At 71.2% G+C, this 19,178-nt stretch carries 17 protein-coding genes; 12 read left to right on the top strand and 5 right to left on the bottom strand.

The features are described 5' to 3' along the window. The first annotated feature begins 111 nt into the window (after nucleotides 1-111). Genes OHS58_RS08515 through OHS58_RS08495 form a run of 5 tightly spaced genes read left to right on the top strand, consistent with a single transcriptional unit; the run spans nucleotide 112 to nucleotide 6,933 of the window. Complete coding sequence (locus OHS58_RS08515) at nucleotides 112-1,092, top strand: ABC transporter permease (RefSeq protein WP_326950393.1); 981 nt, start codon at nucleotides 112-114, stop codon at nucleotides 1,090-1,092. After that, nucleotides 1,092-2,093: an ABC transporter permease gene (locus OHS58_RS08510; protein ID WP_326950394.1), complete on the top strand. Its 1,002-nt coding sequence runs from the start codon at nucleotides 1,092-1,094 to the stop codon at nucleotides 2,091-2,093. The genes OHS58_RS08515 and OHS58_RS08510 overlap by 1 nt, the downstream gene beginning before the upstream one ends. Further along, nucleotides 2,090-4,225, top strand: a complete 2,136-nt coding sequence (locus tag OHS58_RS08505) for an ABC transporter ATP-binding protein (RefSeq protein WP_328647803.1) — start codon at nucleotides 2,090-2,092, stop codon at nucleotides 4,223-4,225. Before OHS58_RS08510 ends, OHS58_RS08505 begins: the two co-directional genes overlap by 4 nt. Nucleotides 4,226-4,279: 54 nt before the next feature. Next, on the top strand, nucleotides 4,280-5,959 hold the full coding sequence (locus OHS58_RS08500; protein ID WP_328647802.1) for an ABC transporter family substrate-binding protein: 1,680 nt from the start codon (nucleotides 4,280-4,282) through the stop codon (nucleotides 5,957-5,959). Nucleotides 5,960-6,018: 59 nt separating this feature from the next. Next, a complete protein-coding gene (locus OHS58_RS08495) occupies nucleotides 6,019-6,933 on the top strand; it encodes a hypothetical protein (RefSeq protein ID WP_328647801.1) in 915 nt (304 codons plus the stop codon). Here OHS58_RS08495 and OHS58_RS08490 read toward each other — a convergent pair. Further along, entirely contained in the window at nucleotides 6,930-7,820 is an 891-nt protein-coding gene (locus tag OHS58_RS08490; protein ID WP_328647800.1) for a pentapeptide repeat-containing protein, read from the bottom strand. The two genes, OHS58_RS08495 and OHS58_RS08490, sit on opposite strands and share 4 nt — an antisense overlap. 53 nt (nucleotides 7,821-7,873) lie before the next feature. On the opposite strand from OHS58_RS08490, the gene OHS58_RS08485 reads away from it, so the two are divergent. Further along, the gene (locus OHS58_RS08485; protein ID WP_326950399.1) at nucleotides 7,874-8,491 is read left to right on the top strand and encodes a TetR/AcrR family transcriptional regulator; all 618 of its coding nucleotides are present in this window, start codon (nucleotides 7,874-7,876) and stop codon (nucleotides 8,489-8,491) included. 73 nt (nucleotides 8,492-8,564) lie between these two features. Here OHS58_RS08485 and OHS58_RS08480 read toward each other — a convergent pair whose 3' ends face one another. Continuing rightward, nucleotides 8,565-9,122 carry a YceI family protein gene (locus OHS58_RS08480; protein ID WP_326950400.1) on the bottom strand — a complete coding sequence of 186 codons (558 nt, stop codon included), beginning with the start codon at nucleotides 9,120-9,122 and terminating at the stop codon, nucleotides 8,565-8,567. 105 nt (nucleotides 9,123-9,227) lie between these two features. Here OHS58_RS08480 and OHS58_RS08475 point away from each other — a divergent pair, with 105 nt between their 5' ends. Together OHS58_RS08475 and OHS58_RS08470 are read left to right on the top strand one after the other, a co-directional pair. After that, nucleotides 9,228-9,704: a MarR family winged helix-turn-helix transcriptional regulator gene (locus OHS58_RS08475; protein ID WP_326952693.1), complete on the top strand. Its 477-nt coding sequence runs from the start codon at nucleotides 9,228-9,230 to the stop codon at nucleotides 9,702-9,704. Between the two features lie 7 nt (nucleotides 9,705-9,711). Beyond that, the gene (locus OHS58_RS08470) at nucleotides 9,712-10,695 is read left to right on the top strand and encodes a glutathione S-transferase family protein (protein ID WP_328647799.1); all 984 of its coding nucleotides are present in this window, start codon (nucleotides 9,712-9,714) and stop codon (nucleotides 10,693-10,695) included. Here OHS58_RS08470 and OHS58_RS08465 read toward each other — a convergent pair. Further along, a complete protein-coding gene (locus OHS58_RS08465) occupies nucleotides 10,682-11,632 on the bottom strand; it encodes a helix-turn-helix transcriptional regulator (protein ID WP_328647798.1) in 951 nt (316 codons plus the stop codon). The two genes, OHS58_RS08470 and OHS58_RS08465, sit on opposite strands and share 14 nt — an antisense overlap. 62 nt (nucleotides 11,633-11,694) lie before the next feature. Here OHS58_RS08465 and OHS58_RS08460 point away from each other — a divergent pair, with 62 nt between their 5' ends. Further along, entirely contained in the window at nucleotides 11,695-12,825 is a 1,131-nt protein-coding gene (locus OHS58_RS08460; protein ID WP_328647797.1) for an epoxide hydrolase family protein, read from the top strand. Here OHS58_RS08460 and OHS58_RS08455 read toward each other — a convergent pair. Both OHS58_RS08455 and OHS58_RS08450 read right to left on the bottom strand, forming a co-directional pair. Further along, nucleotides 12,822-13,331 (bottom strand): LmrA/YxaF family transcription factor, encoded by a 510-nt coding sequence (locus OHS58_RS08455; protein ID WP_328647796.1) that lies wholly within the window; start codon nucleotides 13,329-13,331, stop codon nucleotides 12,822-12,824. The two genes, OHS58_RS08460 and OHS58_RS08455, sit on opposite strands and share 4 nt — an antisense overlap. Next, nucleotides 13,264-13,926, bottom strand: a complete 663-nt coding sequence (locus OHS58_RS08450) for a GNAT family N-acetyltransferase (RefSeq protein ID WP_328647795.1) — start codon at nucleotides 13,924-13,926, stop codon at nucleotides 13,264-13,266. The genes OHS58_RS08455 and OHS58_RS08450 overlap by 68 nt, the downstream gene beginning before the upstream one ends. A 269-nt stretch (nucleotides 13,927-14,195) precedes the next feature. On the opposite strand from OHS58_RS08450, the gene OHS58_RS08445 reads away from it, so the two are divergent. The 3 genes from OHS58_RS08445 (at nucleotide 14,196) to helR (ending at nucleotide 19,113) form a co-directional block, all read left to right on the top strand. Further along, nucleotides 14,196-15,413 (top strand): glycosyltransferase, encoded by a 1,218-nt coding sequence (locus OHS58_RS08445; RefSeq protein WP_328647794.1) that lies wholly within the window; start codon nucleotides 14,196-14,198, stop codon nucleotides 15,411-15,413. A gap of 79 nt (nucleotides 15,414-15,492) precedes the next feature. After that, the gene (gene rox, locus OHS58_RS08440) at nucleotides 15,493-16,920 is read left to right on the top strand and encodes a rifampin monooxygenase (RefSeq protein ID WP_328647793.1); all 1,428 of its coding nucleotides are present in this window, start codon (nucleotides 15,493-15,495) and stop codon (nucleotides 16,918-16,920) included. 33 nt (nucleotides 16,921-16,953) lie between these two features. Then, the gene (gene helR / locus OHS58_RS08435; RefSeq protein ID WP_328647792.1) at nucleotides 16,954-19,113 is read left to right on the top strand and encodes an RNA polymerase recycling motor ATPase HelR; all 2,160 of its coding nucleotides are present in this window, start codon (nucleotides 16,954-16,956) and stop codon (nucleotides 19,111-19,113) included. The last annotated feature ends 65 nt before the right edge of the window (nucleotides 19,114-19,178 follow it).

The raw sequence follows: 19,178 nt of genomic DNA, 5'->3' as shown, positions 1-19,178 counted from the left end.
TCATGAAGGGCAGTAGCGGCAAGTGGTTTCGACGAGAACTCCATCGAGCGAGCGGCGGGCGAGCGGCCCGCGGAACCGGCGGCTCCCCGCCCCGGGCGAGGCGGGACCACGGTGATCGGGTTCCTCCTGCGCCGGCTCGTCAACTACATCGCGCTCTGCCTGGTCGCCACGTTCGCGGCGTTTTCCCTGGCCTCGCTGGCTTTCAGCCCGCTCGACGGGCTCAAGCTGCGCAACCCGCCGCCCCCGCAGGCGACGATCGACGCCAAAGCCGCGGAGCTCTACCTGAACCAGCCGATCCCCGAGCGGTTCTTCACCTGGCTCGGCGGGGTCCTGCAGGGCAACTTCGGGCGGACCATCACCGACCAGCCGATCACCGACGAACTGCTGCGCCGGATGGGCGTCAGCCTGCGGTTGTTCGTCCTGGGCATCACCATCGGCATCGTGATCGGCGTGCTGGTCGGCGTGGTCAGCGCCATCCGCCAGTACAAGATCAGCGACTACCTCGCGACGACGTTCTCCTTCGTGGTGCTCTCCACCCCGGTCTTCGTGATCGCGACGATCCTCAAGGCCGGCGCCCAGTCGGTGAACGACAACCTGCTCGACGGCTACCAGTTCTTCATCGTCCAGGGCGAGAACTCCAGCGGGCTGAGCGGCGGCTTCGGGGAGGCGCTGCTCGACCGCGTGCAGCACCTGATCGTGCCGACACTGGCGATCGTGCTCACCCAGGTCGCCTACTACAGCCGGTACCAGCGCTCGGCGATGCTCGACGTGCTCGGCTCGGACTTCCTGCGGACCGCGCAGGCCAAGGGCCTGACCCGGCGCCGCGCGCTGTTCAAGCACGGCCTGCGCACCGCGCTGATCCCGATGGCGACGCTGTTCGCGTTCGGGTTCGGCCTGCTCATCACCGGCGGCATCTTCACCGAGAAGATCTTCGGCTGGTACGGCATGGGCGACTGGCTGGTCACCGGGATCCAGAAGCAGGACACCAACATCGTGGCGACGGTGACGCTGTTCATCGCCGTCTGCGTGCTGTTCGCCGGCTGGCTGTCGGACGTGCTGTACGCCGTGCTCGACCCGAGGGTGAGGATCTGATGTCCGCCTCCGTGAACGAAGCCGAGGCGACCGCCACCCCCGCGGGCGCCCCCGTCGACCTGGCGGCCGGCCCGGCCGCGGCGGGTGCCGGGCGCGGCAAGCTCGTGCTGCGCCGCTTCCTGCGCAACCGCGCGGCCGTCGCCGCGCTGGCCCTGATCGTGCTGTTCTACCTGCTGGCGTTCACCTACACCTGGTACTCGCCGTGGGCCTACGACGAGCTGGACCCGACGTCGTACCTGCTGCCACCGGACGGCTCGCACTGGTTCGGCACCAACCAGATCGGCGGCGACATGTTCGCGCAGACCATGCGCGGGCTGCAGAAGTCGCTGACCATCGGGCTGCTGGCCGCGTTGTTCTCCACCGGCGTCGCCTCGGTCGTCGGGGCCGCGGCGGGCTACTTCGGCGGCTGGACCGACCGGATCTCCATGTGGGTAGTCGACCTGCTGCTGATCCTGCCGCCGTTCCTGATCATCTCGATCCTCTCGCCGGCCTTCCGCGGCAAGACCTGGCTGATCCTGGTCGGGCTGATCGCGTTGTTCCAGTGGATGATCACCGCCCGGATCGTCCGCGGCATGACGCTGACCCTGCGCGAGCGGGAGTTCGTCAAGGCCGCCCGGTTCATGGGCCAGCCGGCGCGGCGGATCATCGCCAAGCACATCGTGCCGAACATGGCCTCCCTGCTCATCATCGACGCCACGATCAACGTCGGCGTCGCGATCATCACCGAGACGTCGCTGTCGTTCTTCGGCTTCGGGGTGCAGGCCCCGGACGTCTCGCTCGGCACGCTGATCGCGGCCGGGTCCGACGCGGTCCGCACGTTCCCGTGGCTGTTCTACATCCCGGCGGGCTTCCTCGTCGTCACCGTGCTCGCGGTGAACTTCGCCGGGGACGGCCTGCGCGACGCGCTGGACCCGGCGTCGAGCCGGTCGCGGCGCAAGGAGCGCAAGCGCGTCGAGGCCGCCACGAAGACCACCACCGTTTCCGCTGGAGCCGTTTCATGAGCAGCACCGCACTCGCCCTGGGCGCGGAGACCGGGAAGCCGACCGGGACCGTGCTGGAGGTGGCCGGCCTCGACGTGTCGTTCCCGTCCGAGTCGGGCCGGGTGCACGCCGTGCGCGGGCTGTCCTACCAGGTCGCCGCGGGCGAGGTCCTCGGCATCGTCGGCGAGTCCGGCTCGGGCAAGTCCGTGTCCTCGCTGGCGGTGATGGGCCTGCTGCCGCCGCAGGCGCGGATCTCCGGGTCGATCCGGTTCCAGGGCAGCGAGATCATCGGCCGCTCCGACACCGAGCTGTCCCGGCTGCGCGGCAAGAAGATCTCGATGGTCTTCCAGGACCCGCTGTCCGCGCTCACCCCGGTCTACCCGGTCGGCGCGCAGATCGCCGAAGCCCTGCTGGTGCACGGCAAGGGCGTGGTCACCAAGGCGCAGGCGAACGCCCGCGCGGTCGAGCTGCTGGACCTGGTCGGGATCCCGAACGCCGCGCAGCGCGCGAAGGCGTTCCCGCACGAGTTCTCCGGCGGCATGCGGCAGCGGGCGGTGATCGCCATCGCGATCGCCAACGACCCGGACCTGATCATCGCCGACGAGCCGACGACCGCGCTGGACGTCACCGTGCAGGCGCAGGTGCTGGAGGTGCTCAAGACCGCGCAGGAGGTCACCGGCGCCGGCATCGTGATCATCACCCACGACCTCGGCGTGGTCGCCGGGTTCGCCGACCGGCTGATGGTGATGTACGCCGGGCGCGCGGTCGAGCAGGGTCCGGTGGAGACGATCTACGCCCGGCCGCGGATGCCCTACACCCTCGGGCTGCTGGGCTCGATCCCCCGGGTGGACGCGCACGAGAAGCAGCCGCTGGTGCCGATCGAGGGCCAGCCGCCGTCGCTGGTCAGCCTGCCGCCGGGCTGCCCGTTCTCGCCGCGCTGCCCGCTGGTGACCGACGAGTGCACCGCGGCGGAACCGGACCTGCTCACCCTCACCGCCGGGCGTCCCGACGCCGGCGTCGACACCGCACACCGAGCGGCCTGCATCCACACCGACGTCCTCGACCGGCCGGACGCCGGCGCGGCCGAGGTCTACGGCGCCGAGCTGGTCGGCGAACCGCCGCTGGCGGCGCTGCCGCGGGCCGAGCGCACGACCGTGCTCGACGTCCGGGACCTGGTCAAGCACTACCCGGTGACCAAGGGCCAGATCCTCAAGCGGCGGGTCGGCAGCGTGCAGGCCGTCGACGGGATCAGCTTCGACATCGTCGAGGGCGAAACCCTCGGCCTGGTCGGCGAATCCGGCTGCGGGAAGTCCACCACGCTGATGGAGATCCTCGAGCTGGTGAGCCCGGCCGCCGGCTCGGTCGCCGTGCTCGGCAAGGACGTCGCGAAGCTCGACGCCAAGGCCCGCAAGGCGATCCGGCGGGACCTGCAGGTGGTCTTCCAGGACCCGATGGCCGCGCTGGACCCGCGGCTGCCGATCGGCGACATCATCGCCGAGCCGATGCACGTGCACGGTTACGACCGGGCCGCGATCGACAAGCGGATCCCCGAACTGCTGAGCCTGGTGGGGCTGCGGGCCGAGCACGCCGAGCGCTACCCCGCGGAGTTCTCCGGCGGGCAGCGCCAGCGCATCGGGATAGCCCGGGCGCTCGCCCTGGAGCCGAAGCTGATCGTGCTCGACGAGCCGGTCTCGGCGCTGGACGTGTCCATCCAGGCGGGCGTGATCAACCTGCTCGACGAGCTGAAGGCGAAACTCGGCCTGTCGTACCTGTTCGTCGCGCACGACCTGTCGGTGGTGCGCCACATCGCCGACCGGGTGGCGGTGATGTACCTGGGCAAGATCGTCGAGATCGGCGACGTCCGCACCGTGTTCGAGCAGCCGCAGCACCCGTACACCCAGGCGTTGCTGTCCGCGATCCCGATCCCGGACCCGGTCAAGGAACGCGAGCGGACCCGGATCATCCTCACCGGCGACCTGCCCAGCCCGGCGGACCCGCCATCCGGCTGCCGGTTCCGGACCCGCTGCTTCGTGTTCGCCCAGCTCTCCGACGAGGACCGCACGCAGTGCGTCGAGGTCGAGCCGCCGCGCGAACCGCGCGCCGCCGACCACGACGTCGCCTGCCACCACGCCCAGACCCGCGAAGTCGTGTAGCCACGCATCCGTTGGCACACAGGAAAAGAGAGGTACCCGATGAACCGACGGAGGATGGCTGCCGTCATCGCCCCGGTGGTGGCGCTGACCCTCGCCCTCGCCGCCTGCAGTGGCAGCTCTGGTGGCGGGAACAACGCGCTCCAGGACCAGGGCGCCCAGGGCGTGAAGACGGCCGACATCAACCAGAAGCCGCTCGACCAGGTCAAGGACGGCGGCGACTTCAAGTGGCCGGTCGACCAGCTGCCCGACAACTGGAACGTCAACCAGGTCGACGGCACGCCGCTCGACGGCCAGAGCATGTTCGGCGCGGTCTTCCCGTACGTTTTCACGCAGAACGCCGACGCGACGGTCAGTGAGAACCCGAACTACGTCACGTCGGTCAAGCTCGTGAGCACCGACCCGCAGGTCGTCGAGTACAAGCTCAACCCGAAGGCCAAGTGGAGCAACGGCCGCGCGTTCTCCTGGGAGGACTTCGCCGCGCAGGCCAAGGTGCTCAACGGCAAGGACCCGGCCTACGAGGTCTCGCAGACCACCGGCTACCAGGACATCGCGAAGGTCGAGAAGGGCACCGACGACCTCGACGTGAAGGTCACCTTCGCGAAGAAGTTCGCGGAGTGGAAGTCGCTGTTCATCCCGCTGTACCCGAAGGAGCTCAACGCCGACGCGGAGACCTTCAACAAGTCGTTCGCGACCGAGCCGAAGATCACCGCCGGCGTGTTCAAGGTGCAGAAGATCGACCAGACCGCGAAGACCGTGGTCCTCGAGCGCGACCCGAACTGGTGGGGCACCCCGGCGAAGCTCGACACGGTCACCTTCAAGAAGGTCGAGCGCCCGGCGCTGGCGGACGCGTTCGCCAACGGCCAGATCGACTTCTACAACCTCAACAACGACGTCAACGCGTTCAAGCGCGCGCAGGGCGACCCGAACACGGTCATCCGCCAGTCCACCTACCCGGACTACACGCACGTGACCTTCAACGGCGCGAGCTCGTCGATCCTGGCCGACAAGGACCTGCGGCTGGCGATCTTCCGGGGCATCGACACGGTCGCCATCTCGAAGGCGATCCTCGGGCAGATGCAGAAGGACACCCAGCCCCTGGGCAACCACATCTTCCTCAAGGGCGCCAAGGAGTACGTCGACAACTCCGGGCCGTACAAGTTCGACGTCGAGGCCGCGAAGAAGCAGCTCGACCAGCTCGGCTGGAAGACCGCCGGTGACTTCCGCGCGAAGGACGGCAAGGAGCTGAAGGTCCGGCTGATCATCCCGATCGGCACGCCGATCAGCCAGCAGACCGGGCAGATCATGCAGTCGCAGCTCAAGGCCATCGGCGTGAACCTGGACATCCAGGCCGTGCCGAGCACCGAGTTCTTCAAGAACTACGTCAACGTCGGCAACTTCGACATGACGCTGTTCCGCTGGATCTCGACGGCGTTCCCGATCGGCGGCGGCCAGGGCATCTACTACAACGACCCGAAGAACATCGGCCAGAACTACGGCCACATCGGCGACGACAAGATCAACCAGCTCTACGACACCGCGGCCCAGGAGCTGGACGACAGCAAGCGGGCCGCCGACCTGAACGAGGTCGACAAGGAGATCTGGGCGGTCGGGCACCAGCTGCCGATCTTCCAGTCGGTCGGCGCGTTCGCCGTCCGCAAGACGGTCGCGAACTACGGTTCGCCCGGCTTCGCGAACACCCCGTACGACTTCGCGAAGATCGGTTTCGTGAAGTAGCGGTTCCCTGCGAAGGCGGGCGGTGTTCGCACCGCCCGCCTTCCGTACCCGAGGCAGTGGTGACGACTCTCCTGACGCTCCGGCCCGTCCGGCACATCCTCCTGACGAGCGCGCTGGCCCTGCTGGCCTGCGCGCTCGTGTTCGCGGTGCAGCTGGCCGGGTACGCCGCCGCGGCCGGCGAGCTGCGCGGGATGACGGCCCGCTCGACCGCGACCGTCGTCCGGCTGGACGGCGATTCGGCGGTGATCCGCTTCGCCCTGGCCGGCGGGTCGGCCGCGACGGCCACCGTCGCGGTGGACGTCCGGCCCGCGCCCGGCAGCACCCTCCCGGTGTTCTACGACCCCGCCGACCCCGGCCGGGCGGCGATCCGCGGCGCGACCCCGCTGGTGACGACCGACCGGACGACGACCTACGCGACGGCGACCGTCGTCGCCGCGGCAGGCGTGCTGGCGGTGGACGTCCTGGTGCTGCTGACCCGGTTCGTCCGGGTGGGCGGCGGCACCCGCCGGACCGTGCCGATCCGCCGGGTGAAGGTGCAGCGCGGCCTGCTGACCCGGTCGTGGCTGGAGCTGGAGACGCCCACGCCGTCCTGGCTCCCGGTGTACTTCTCCCCCGCGCTGATCGGCCTGGCCACCCCGTCCGTCGCCGAACTGACCGGCGACCGCCGGGTACTGGTGCGCGTGGGCGGCACGACGTTCCACTCGGCTGGCGGCCTCCGCACCACCGAGCCCCGCGGCCGTCGCCTCGACAACCCGGCGGAGCCGGACGCCGAGCGAGCGGCGGCGGCCCGTCGCCCGGTCACCCTGCGCCGCCAGCTGCGGACCGACCTGCCGGTGCTGGCCGTCGCCCCGGTGGTCGGCGTGTTCTGGGCGCTGGTCGACGGCACCGGGGTGGCGGGCTGGCTGGCGGTGACCGTCCTGGTCGCGGCGTTCGGCTTCTGGTGGGCCGCCCTGCGCGGCTCCGACCCGTCCTAGACCCCGCGCACTTCGGCCCAGTGCCCGGGCCGCTGCGGCTCCCCCAGGCCCACACCTTCGGGCCAGTCGCGAACGACCCGGACGTTCGTGCGGGCCCTCGCCCCGCCGAACCGGAACGCACCCGCCGTCGCACCCGCGAAGTCGGTGTGACTGCCGAAACGAGCGTCCGGGAACCGGGCTTCGGCGCCGAACCGCGCGTCGCGGAACGTTGTCGGACCCGCGAAACCCGCGCCCAGGAACGAAACGCCGGCTGCGAACTCCGCACCGGTGAAGTCGGTGCGGGCTGAGAAGCGAGCCCCGGAGAACCGGGTGCTGTCGCCGGCGCTCATCCCCGCGAACGACGTGTTGCCCGCGAACGTGGCACCTTCGAAATCCGCGCCCCTGCGGAAGCGGGTGCCGCCGAAGAACGCGTGGTACTCGAACCGGGATTGTTCGAAGGTCACCGAGCCGGTGAAGACGACGTCGTCGAACCGCGCGTTGCCGAGGAACCGCGTGCCGTGGAACCCGGCATCGCGGATCTCACACCCGCGCAGGTCCGCGTCGACGAGGTCCTGGGCCTCTGCGTACAGGTCGATGCCGGGCCAGAACCCCGGTGTGCCCGGCCGCAGGTGTGCAGCGAGCAGCTGCCACAGATCGGCCGCGTACCACCGACCCCGCAGCAGCGCGATCACTTCGTCGACCCAGATCTGCCGCAGCGCGGGATCCACCTGGGCCCGCTCCGCGAAGTCACGCAGCGGACCCAGTTCGTCCAGCACCAGTACCGATCCCGGCGGGGCCGGCACGACTTCGGCCCAGCCGCTGTCCCGGCGCGACAGCACCCAGGCCACGACCACGCCGGCGACGAGCGCGACGGTGACGAGCACCGGCAACGGGACGATGGTGGACATTCCGCCAGTGTGACCGCCGGGCCGCAGCGGCGACAGCGGATTAAAGTGGACCCGTGAGTCCAACTCAGGTGAAGCCCCTGACCGCGAAGGGCGCCGCGACGCGGCAGCGGATCATCGAGGGCGCGGCGGCCGAGATCCGCGAGCGCGGGGTCGCCGTCACGACACTCGACGACGTCCGGGCACGGACGGGCACCAGCAAGAGCCAGCTGTTCCACTACTTCCCCGACGGCAAGGACGAGCTGCTGCTGGCCGTGGCCCGGTTCGAGGCCGATCAGGTGCTGTCCGTGCAGCAGCCGCAGCTGGGCCGGCTGACGTCGTGGGCCGCGTGGCGGCGCTGGCGCGACACCGTCGTCTCGCACTACCGCGGCCGGGGGCAGCACTGCCCGCTCAACGTGCTGATCTCCCAGCTGGGCCGCGCCACCCCGGGGGCGCAGGCGGTGGTCGGCGAGATGCTGCGGCAGTGGCAGGACGAGATCGCGGCCGGCATCCGTCACCTGCGTGACGCGGGCGAGGTGGCGCCGGACGTCGACGCGGAACGCACGGCGGCCGCCCTGCTGGCCGGGATCCAGGGCGGCGTGGTGGTGATGCTGTCGACCGGCCGCCTCGACCACCTCGAAGCGGCCCTCGACGTCGGCATCGAGAACCTGCGCGCGACGAAGGTCCCCAGGTAGCCGAAAACCGTGAATGGCCCGTCGAGGGGCTTAGAGTCCCTCTATGGGCCATTCACGGCTTCAAAGCAACGGGTCAGACGTTCTTGATCGCCGAGATCTCGAACTCGAGGGTGACCTTGTCGCTCACCAGCACACCACCGGTCTCGAGGGCGGCGTTCCAGGTGATGCCGTAGTCCTTGCGGCTGATCGTGGTGGAGCCCTCGAAGCCGACGCGGTCGTTGCCGAACGGGTCCTTGGCGGAGCCCTCGAACGAGAACGGGATGGTCACCGAACGGGTGACGTCCTTGACGGTCAGGTCGCCGGTCACGTCGAAGCTGGTCTCACCGGTCTGCTTGATCTCGGTGGTGGTGAAGGTGATGGTCGGGTACTCGTCCATCGACAGGAAGTCGTTGCTCTTCAGGTGCCCGTCGCGGTCCGCGTTGCGGGTGTCGATGCTGGTCGCCTGAATGGTCACCTGGGCGGACGACTTCTCCGGGGCGTCACCGTCGATCGTGGCGGTGCCGGTGAACTCGTTGAAGCTGCCGCGCACCTTGGTCACCATGGCGTGCCGGGCGTTGAACCCGATCCGCGAGTGGGCGGCGTCCAGGGTGTACTCACCGGTCAGCTGGGGGTAGGTGGTCGCGCTGGTCATGCTGTCTTCTCTCCTCGTGGTGGCGCCCCCCAGTGATTGAGGGCTCAACGACACTGTACTCATTTTTACTGGTTGCGCAAGCAAGCTTTCGCTAGACTCGCCGGTATGGGTGAACAGTCCGCGCTCGACCACGCCGAGGCCCCGTTCTGGCGGTCCCTGATGCGCATCACGACCGCGCTGCCGCGGGCGCTCGAAGACCAGTTCCTGCCCGAGACCGGCCTCGCGATCACCGACTACGGCGTGCTGGTCGCGCTGTCCGAGGCCCCGCACCGCACGCTCCGCATCTCCGCGCTGGCCGCGGCCACCGGTCTTTCGCTCAGCCGGATCAGCCGGGTCGTCGACGACCTCACCCGCCGCGGCCTGGTCGAGAAGCGCAAGTGCGCGGAGGACGGCCGCGCGTCCAACGCCGTGCTGACCGACGCGGGATTGGCCAGACTGGAGGCGGCCTACCCGACCCACCTCGCCCGCGCCCGGGCGTCGGTGTTCGACCACTTGAGTGCCGAAGACATCCGGACGGCCGGGCCGGTACTGGCCCGGCTGGCCGCGGCGCTGGACGTCACTCCCCCGACCGACGACTGCTGAGGAACAGATGACAGACGGCGAGTTCAAGCGCGACCTCAACTACATCCCCGACCGGATCACCGCCGACGGCCGTGACGGCTGGCCGGTCGAGGCCGGCCGCTACCGGCTGGTCGTGGCGCGGGCGTGCCCGTGGGCGAACCGCGCGGTGATCGTGCGGCGGCTGCTCGGCCTGGAACCCGCGCTGTCGATGGGCATGGCCGGCCCGGTCCACGACGAGCGGAGCTGGAGCTTCGACCTCGACCCCGGCGGGCGCGACCCGGTACTCGGCATCGAGCGCCTGCAGGAGGCGTTCTTCAAGCGCGACCCGGAGTACCCGCGCGGCATCACGGTGCCCGCGTTCGTCGACGTCCCGACCGGCCAGGTCGTCACCAACGACTTCGCGCAGATGACGCTCGACATGTCCACCGAGTGGACGGCGTACCACCGCGACGGCGCGCCCGAGCTGTACCCGGACAAGCTGCGCGACGAGATCGACGACGTCGCGCAGAAAGTGTTCACCGACGTCAACAACGCGGTGTACCAGTGCGGGTTCGCCGGCTCGCAGGAGGCGTACGAGCATTCGTACAACAAGCTGTTCGCCCGCCTGGACTGGCTGTCCGAGCGCCTCACGGACCAGCGCTACCTGGTCGGCGACACGATCACCGAGGCCGACGTCCGCCTGTTCACCACGCTGGTCCGCTTCGACGCGGTCTACCACGGCCACTTCAAGTGCAACCGCCAGAAGCTGACCGAGCTGCCGGTGCTGTGGGCGTACACCCGCGACCTGTTCCAGACGCCGGGCTTCGGCGACACGATCGACTTCGCGCAGACGAAGGAGCACTACTACGTGGTGCACCGGAACATCAACCCGAGCGGCATCGTCCCACTGGGCCCGGACCTGTCGGGCTTCCTCACCCCGCACGGCCGCGAGCAACTGGGCGGCCACCCGTTCGGGGACGGCACACCGCCGGGACCGCCGCTGGAGGCGGAGCGGGTGCCTAGCCTGGTGTGACGGCGTCGGCGTACCGCGCCGACAGCGTCCGCAGGCGTTCGACCAGCTCGGGTGGTGACTCCACCGTGAACGGGACGTCCAAGGTGGACACCACGAACGCGATGAGGTCGAAGGAGTCCGAAGCCAGCTCCAGCCGGCAGCTCCGGTCGTCGATCGGTGTGACGTCGCCGTCGACCCGGCCGCAGATCTCTTCGGCCGGAGCCGCCACGCGAAGCCGGGCGCGGTAGGGCCACAGCTCGCGGCCCATCGTGCGGGTCAGGTACGCCGTGAGGTCGCCGTCCGGGGGCTCGCGGTGGGTGAAACGCGGGCCGTTCGGGGTGCGCAGGGTCAGCCGGTCGGCGCGGAACGTGCGCCAGGCCGCGCGGCCGGTGTCCCAGCCGACCAGGTACCAGCGGCGGCCCCACGAGACGAGCCGGTGCGGCTCGACGTCGCGGCGGGACTCGGTGCGGTCGTGGCTGACGTAGTCGAAGCGCAGGGTCTCCGCCGCGCGGATCGCCGCCGACACGGCGGTCAGCACGGCCGCCTCGACCACCGGGCCGCGGACCGGGAGCGCCAGCGAAGCCGCGTCGAAGGCTTCCACGCGGTGCCGCAGCCGGGACGGCAGCACCTGCTCCAGCTTGTTCAGCGCCCGCAGCGACGCCTCCTCCAGCCCGGCGACGCCGCCGGACGTGGCGCCGTGCAGGCCGACCGCGACCGCGACGGCCTCGTCGTCGTCCAGCAGCAGCGGCGGCAGCTCGGCGCCCGCGCCGAGGCGGTAGCCGCCGACCGGGCCCATCGCCGCGTGCACCGGGTAGCCCAGCTCGCGCAGGCGGTCGACGTCGCGACGGACGGTCCGCGTCGTCACGCTCAGGCGCTGCGCCAGCTCGGTGCCGGACCAGTCCCGGTGCATCTGCAGCAGCGACAGCAGCCGGAGCAGCCGGCCAGGGGTTTCCCGCATGCGTCCGAGAATGCCAGACGACTAGGACCGATCCTGTCCTACACGCGCGGAACGCTACGGCCATGGAACCCTTCCGCATCGACGTCCCGCAGGCCGACCTGGACGAGCTGCACCACCGGCTCGCCCGCACCCGCTGGCCCGGCGAGCTGCCCGGCGCCGGCTGGGCCTACGGCGTCAGCGAGCCCTACCTGGCCGAGCTGGCGGAGTACTGGCAGACGGGCTTCGACTGGCGCGCGCAGGAGGCCCGGCTCAACGCGTTCCCGCAGTTCACGACCACGATCGACGGCCAGCGCGTGCACTTCCTGCACGTCCGCTCGCCCGAGCCGGACGCGACGCCGCTGATCCTCACCCACGGCTGGCCGAGCACGGTGGCCGACTTCCTGGACGTCCTCGGCCCGCTCACCGACCCACGCGCCCACGGCGCCGACCCGGCGGACGCGTTCCACGTCGTCGCGCCGTCGGTGCCCGGCTTCGGGTTCTCCGGGCCGACGACCGAGCCGGGCTGGAACACCCGCCGCATCGCGCGGGCGTGGGCCGAGCTGATGCGGCGGCTGGGTTACGAGCACTACGGCGCCCAGGGCGGTGACTTCGGCAGCATCGTCTCCCCCGAACTGGGCCGGACGGCCCCCTCGCAAGTCCTCGGCGTGCACGTCAACGCCGTCGCGAACGCCGGTGTCCCGACCGCGCCCGGCGACCTCGAGCGACTGTCCGAAGAGGACCGCAAGCGGGCGCAGGAGAACCAGGTCTGGTGGTACGCGCATTCCGGCTACGCCACGCAGATGGCGACCCGGCCGCAGACGCTGGCGTACGCACTCAACGATTCCCCCGCCGGCCAGCTCGCGTGGAACCTGGAATGGTTCGTCGACTGGGACCCGACGGCGACACAGCAGACACCGGTTTCACGCGACGCGATCCTGACGAACGTCACGACCTTCTGGCTCACCGGCACCGCGGGTTCGGCCGCGCGCCTCTACCTGGAGGCGGGCCAGGACGGCTGGGGCGAGCGCCCGCAGCCATCGGGCGTCCCGACAGCGGTGGCCAACTTCCGCGGCGACCACGCGATCCGCGGCCTGGCCGCACTGTCGAACAACATCACCCGCTGGACAGAGCACGACACCGGCGGCCACTTCGCCTCCCTGCAGGCGCCGGAGCTGCTGGTGCAGGACATCCGCGACTTCTTCCGCGACCTCTAGTCCACAGTGGACACCGCGCCGTCGAGCAGGGGGCGTAGCTCCTCCACCACCGTGTCCAGCGGGGCGACGTCCTGGTGTGCCCGCGCCAGGATGATCGCGCCCTCCAACGTGCTCAGCATGAGCACCGCCAGCGAGACGCTGCGAGCCGCGGGGACGCCGAACTGTGACAGCGTTTCCGCCAAAGGTCGTTGCCAGCCCTCGAAAGCCTTGCCGACGGCGTCGCGCAGGCTCTCGCTCGTCGCTGCCGCGTCGGCGACCGTCGCCACCAGGGGGCAGCCCGCGTCGAAGCCCGTCGTGGTGAACTCGTCGCGCCACTGGGCGGCCATGGCCGCGAACAGCTTGCCCGGCGTCGGGTTCTCGAGCTTGGCCGCGATCCGGGCGACGCGGCGGGCGGCGTACCCGCCCGCCCAGGCGACGGCTTCGGCCATCAGCTGGTCCTTACCGCCCGGGAAGTAGTGCTGCAGGGACCCCCGCGGCGCCTCGGCGTGCGCGACCACGTCCCGCATACCCGTCGCCCCGACGCCCTGGATCCGCACCAGCTGCGCGGCGCTCAGCACGATCCGCTCGCGTGGTGTCCTCGTCATCAACGACCTCCTTCATGACACTCGTCATGGTAGCCCAGCCGGGCACGACCAGCGCGAAGTCGCGCTCGCCGCGTTCGTAGGCGGGTACCGCGCGGAAGCCCTGGCGCAGCAGCAGCGTCTCGGCACCGGCGTTCCCGGCCTGCACGGTCGCCCGCACCGTCCACCCCGGCCACCGCCCGGACGCCTGCAGCCACCGGCTCAGCGCACTCCCGACCCCCTGCCGCTGCCACGCGTCGGCGACCAGGACGCCGAGCTCGGCCGTCCCGGGGGTCTCCGCGACGAAGTTGAGCAGCCCCACCGGAATCCCGCCGGACGTCGCCAGCAGCGCGACGCCGCCGGGTGGGCCGGCGAGCAGGAACCGGTGGTAGCGCCGGAAGATCTCGCCCGGCTCGGCCGGACCGCCCATCATGAAGCGCCGCCGGAGACTGCCCGGCGAACAGGCCGCGACCAGCGCGGCCACGCACTCCCGGTCGGCCGGGCGGTCGCCCAGCTCCCGGATTTCTATGACGGCTGTCATAGTTCCATGAGAGCACGAACCGTCCGAGCCCACACTATGACGGCCGTCATAGATCAGGTTCGCACGAACGGCTCTCGACGAACGACCACGGAGGGAGACAAGCTGGAGCTGCGGAGATACCCGCGAGACCGGAAGGAGGAGTGACCACTCCCTTCCACTACTAACGTATAGCGCACCCCGGGGCTTGCCGCAAGACCCAGGTCGTGCCGCAGAATCATCGGCCTCAGCCGGGATCTGCGGCTGGATTCGACCAAAACGGGGGTTCACGAGTGCGTGTGTTGTTGTCGACGTACGGGTCACGAGGGGACGTCGAACCGCTGGTGGGGCTCGCGCTGACGCTGCGTGCCCGCGGCGCGGAAGTGCGGGTGTGCGCGCCCGCCGACGAGGACTTCGCGCGCCGGCTGGCCGGCGTCGGGGTGGCGTACGTGCCGGTCGGGCCGTCGGCGAAGGAGCTGACCCAGGCGGCACCGGCGCCGTCGTCGCTGCCCGAGCGGGCGGCGCAGCTGATCGCCGCCCAGTTCGACGTGGTGACCGAAGCGGCCGAGGGCTGCGACGCCTTGGTGGCGACCGGCATGCTGCCGACCGCGGCCGGCGCGCTGTCCATCGCCGAGCTGCTGGGCGTCCGCTCGGTGTTCGTGGCCTTCCAGAGTTCCACGTTGCCGTCCCCGCACCACGCGCCGCTGGCGTACGCGGGCCGGCCCCACCCGGCCGGGATGACCGACAACCGGGCGTTGTGGGATCTGGACGCCGAGAGCGTGAACACGCTGTTCGGGGCGGCGCTCAACACCAGCCGGGTGGCGCACGGCCTGCCCGCGGTGGACCACGTCCGGGACTACGTCGTCGGCACCCGGCCGTGGCTGGCGACGGACCCGGTCCTGGATCCGTGGCGGGCCACGGATCTCGACGTCGTGCAGACCGGCGCGTGGATCGTGCCGGACGACCGCCCGCTCCCGGCCGAGCTGGACGCGTTCCTGGCCGCGGGCCCGCCGCCGGTCTACGTCGGCTTCGGCAGCATGCCCATGCACGCGGCGGCGGACGTCGCGCAGGTCGCCGTCGACGCCGTCCGCGCGCACGGGCGCCGGGTCCTCGTCCTCCAGGGCTGGGCCGACCTGGGCCTGGCCGACGACCGGGACGACTGCTTCGTGCTCGGCGAGGTCAACCACCAGGCGCTGTTCGGCCGGTGCGCCGCCGTCGTGCACCACGGCGGCGCGGGCACCACCACGACGGCCGCCCGCGCCGGCGTGCCCCAGGTCGTGGTCCCGCAGGCGACGGACCAGCCGTACTGGGCGAGCCGGGTCGCCGCCCTGGGCATCGGGGTGGCGCACGACGGCCCGGCGCCGACCGTGACGTCCCTCTCGGCCGCGCTCAGGAGCGCGCTGGCGCCCGAAACCCGGGCGCGCGCGGAAGCCCTCACGATCCGCGCCGACGGGACGGCGGTGGCCGCCGACCTGCTCTTCGCCCGGGCCGCGAGGCCCACGACCGTGTGAACCACCGGTGATCTTCGTGCCGGGGACGATCCCCGGCGCTCTACTGACCAGGACTTTCTTCGAACGGACAGGGGATTCTGTGCTCGACGTGATCGTGGCCGGCGGCGGACCGACCGGCGTCATGCTGGCCAGCGAACTGCGGCTGCAGGGCGTGGACGTGCTCGTGCTGGAGAAGGAGCCGCAGCCCTCGCCGGTCGTGCGCGCGCTCGGCATCCACGCGCGCACCATCGAGGTGCTGGACCAGCGCGGGCTGCTGGAGCGGTTCCTCGCGGCCGGCAAGAAGTACCCGCTCAACGGGTTCTTCGCCGGCATCAGCAAGCCGCAGCCCGCCCACCTGGACACCTCGCACCCGTACGTCCTCAGCATCCTGCAGCCCGTCACCGAACGCCTGCTGACCGAGCACGCCGGCGAACTCGACGTCACGATCCGGCGTGGCACCGAAGTGACCAGACTGACCCAGGACGACCACGGCGTGACCGTCGACCTGGCCGACGGGACGCAACTGCGGGCGCGGTACCTCGTCGGCTGCGACGGCGGCCGCAGCACGGTGCGCAAGCTGCTCGGCGTCGGCTTCCCCGGCGAGCCCACCCGGGTCGACACGCTGCTGGGCGAGATGGAGCTGACCGAGGACCCCGAGACGCTGACCGCCGTGATGACCGAAGTCCGCAAGACCCAGAAGCGGTTCGGGGTCGGGCCCATCGGGGACGGCCTGTACCGCCTGGTCGTCCCCGCCGACAACGTCGCCGAGGACCGTTCGACACCACCGGACTTCGAGGAGTTCAAGCGGCAGCTGCGCTCCACCGCCGGCACGGACTTCGGGGTGCACTCGCCGCGCTGGCTCTCCCGTTTCGGCGACGCCACCCGGCAGGCCGAGCGGTACCGGGTCGGCCGGGTGCTGCTGGCGGGCGACGCCGCGCACATCCACCCGCCGATGGGCGGGCAGGGCCTCAACCTCGGCCTCCAGGACGCGTTCAACCTCGGCTGGAAACTGGCGGCCGAGGTCGACGGCTGGGCGCCGGCGGACCTGCTCGACAGCTACGAGGCCGAGCGGCACCCGGTCGCCGCGCAGGTGCTGGTCAACACCCGCGCGCAGATGCAGCTGACGTCGCTGGAGCCCGGCCCCCAGGCCGTGCGTCAGCTCCTGACGAAGCTGATGGACTTCGAGGACGTGAGCCGCTACCTGACCGAGCAGCTCATCGCCGTCGACATCCGCTACGACTTCGGCGACGGGCCCGACCTGCTCGGCCGGCGGCTGCGCGACGTGCAGCTGAAGAGCGGGCGGCTCTACGACCTGATGCACGAAGGTCACGGGCTGCTGCTCGACCAGACCGGCGGGCTTTCCGCCACGGGCTGGGAAGACCGGGTCGACCACGTCGTCGACGTCAGCGAGGAGCTGGACGTGCCCGCGGTGCTGCTGCGCCCGGACGGGCACGTGGTCTGGGCCGGGGAAGACGCGGCGGCGCTGCCCGGCGCGCTGCGGAAGTGGTTCGGCAGGCCCGCGGCCTGACCGCCGGGGAAGTTTCTTAAACGAAGAGGGAACGTGGCTGCACAGGGGTACGAAGAAGAACTGCGGTCCGAACGCGCGTATGTGGCCGATCTCTACACGCGGCTCGACGCCGAGCGCGCGCGGGTGAAGGGCGAGTACGACGCGGCGCTGGGCGGCAAGGGCCTCGGCGCCATGGAACGCGACGTCGGCGTGCGCGCGCTGGGCCGGGAGGCGAAACGCCTGGAGGTGGTGGACAACGGGCTGTGCTTCGGCCGGATGGACGCCGTCGCGGGCGAGCGCTCCTACATCGGCCGGATCGGCCTGTTCGACGAGGAGGACGACTACCGGCCGGTGCTGCTCGACTGGCGGGCGCCGGCGGCACGCGCGTTCTACACGGCCACCGGCGCGAACCCGGAGGACATGCGCCGGCGCCGTCAGTTCCGCACGCGCGGGCGGCACGTGCTCGGGTACACCGACGAGGTGCTCGGGCGCCCGGCCGAGGGTGATGAGGGGGACGCGGCGCTGCTCGCGGCGATCAACGCGCCACGCGGCGAGGGGATGCGCGACATCGTCGCGACGATCCAGGCCGAGCAGGACGAGATCATCCGGCTCGACCACCCGGGTGTGCTGGTGATCGAAGGCGGCCCGGGCACCGGGAAGACGGTGGTGGCGCTGCACCGCGTCGCCTACCTGCTCTACACCCAGCGGGAACGGATGGAACGCCACGGCGCGCTCGTCGTCGGGCCCAACCCGGCGTTCCTGAGCCACATCGGCCGCGTCCTGCCGTCGCTGGGCGAGACCGACGTCGTCTTCACGACCACCGGCGGGTTCGTACCGGGCCTGGACGTCACCGCCGAGGACACGCCGGAAGCCGCGCGGCTCAAGGGATCCCTGAAGATCCTCGACGTCCTCGCCGCGGCCGTCGCCGACCGGCAGCGGCTGCCGGAAGAGCCGCTGCCGATCGAACTGCGGGACGTCACGGTCCGGATCGACGCCGAGACGGCGGAGTGGGCCCGGCAGGAAGCGCGCGACAGCGGGCAACCGCACAACGAGGCCCGCGCGGTGTTCACCGAGATCGTCACGTACGTGCTGACCGAGCGGGCGATGGGCCGGATCGGCCGCGGCTGGCTGTCCCGCGACGACAAGGCCGAGTGGGAGGCGCTGCGGAAGGACCTGATCGCCGAGCTGGCGGCCGACGAGACGTTCACCGCCGCGCTGGAGCGGCTCTGGCCGGTCCTGACGCCGGAAACGCTGCTGGCGCGGCTGTACGAGTCCGCCCCGGCCGGCTCGGCGCTGTTCCGGGCCCGGGGCGACGCCTGGACGGTGTCGGACGTGCCGCTGCTCGACGAGCTGGTCGACCTGCTGGGCCGCGACAAGACGGCCGAGAAGGCGGCCGCCGCGGTGGTGGCCCGGGAGCGGAAGGCCGAGGCCGAATACGCCGAAGGCGTCTTCGAGACGATGAAGCTCGATCGTGAGGAGATGGACGAGGACGTCATGCTGTCCGCCGAGAACCTGCTGTTCGCCGAGGACCTGGCCGACCGGTTCGTCGAGGCCGACACGCGCAGCCTCGTCGAACGGGCGTCGGCGGACCGGGACTGGACCTACCGCCACGTCGTCGTCGACGAGGCCCAGGAACTGTCCGAAATGGACTGGCGGGTGCTGATGCGGCGGTGCCCGGGCCGGTCGTTCACGGTCGTCGGCGACCTCGCGCAGCGCCGCTCGGCGGCCGGGGCGCGGTCGTGGGACGCGGTGCTGGCGCCGTACGTGCCGGGCCGCTGGGTCTACCGTTCGCTGACGGTGAACTACCGCACCCCGGCGGAGATCATGGAGGTCGCCGCCGCGGTGCTCGCGGACTTCGCGCCCGGCGTCCGGCCCCCGGAGTCGGTCCGCGCGTGCGGCGTCCGGCCGTGGTCGAGGCAGGTCACCGACGACGAACTGGCCGCGGCGATCGAGCAGTTCGTCCGCGACGAAGCCGGCCGCGAGGGCACCAGCGTCGTCATCGGGCCGCCGGGCGTGCCGGGCACGGTGCCGGCGTCGGAGACCAAGGGCCTGGAGTTCGACGCCGTCCTGGTCGTGGAGCCGGCGAAGATCCTCGCCGACAGCGCGGCCGACCTCTACGTCGCGCTCACCCGGGCGACGCAACGGCTCGGCGTGCTGCACCGGGAGCCGTTGCCACAGGCGTTGACCGGGCTGGCGGAGGTCGTCCGACGCTAGGCCTGCGGTTCGCTCCGGGGGTGCGCGGGTACGTTGCCGTGGCCGCGCTCCCCCACCGCGAAAGG

The organism is Amycolatopsis sp. NBC_00348, assembly GCF_036114655.1.
Taxonomy (GTDB): domain Bacteria; phylum Actinomycetota; class Actinomycetes; order Mycobacteriales; family Pseudonocardiaceae; genus Amycolatopsis.
This window is presented reverse-complemented; position numbering and strand designations above follow the sequence as displayed.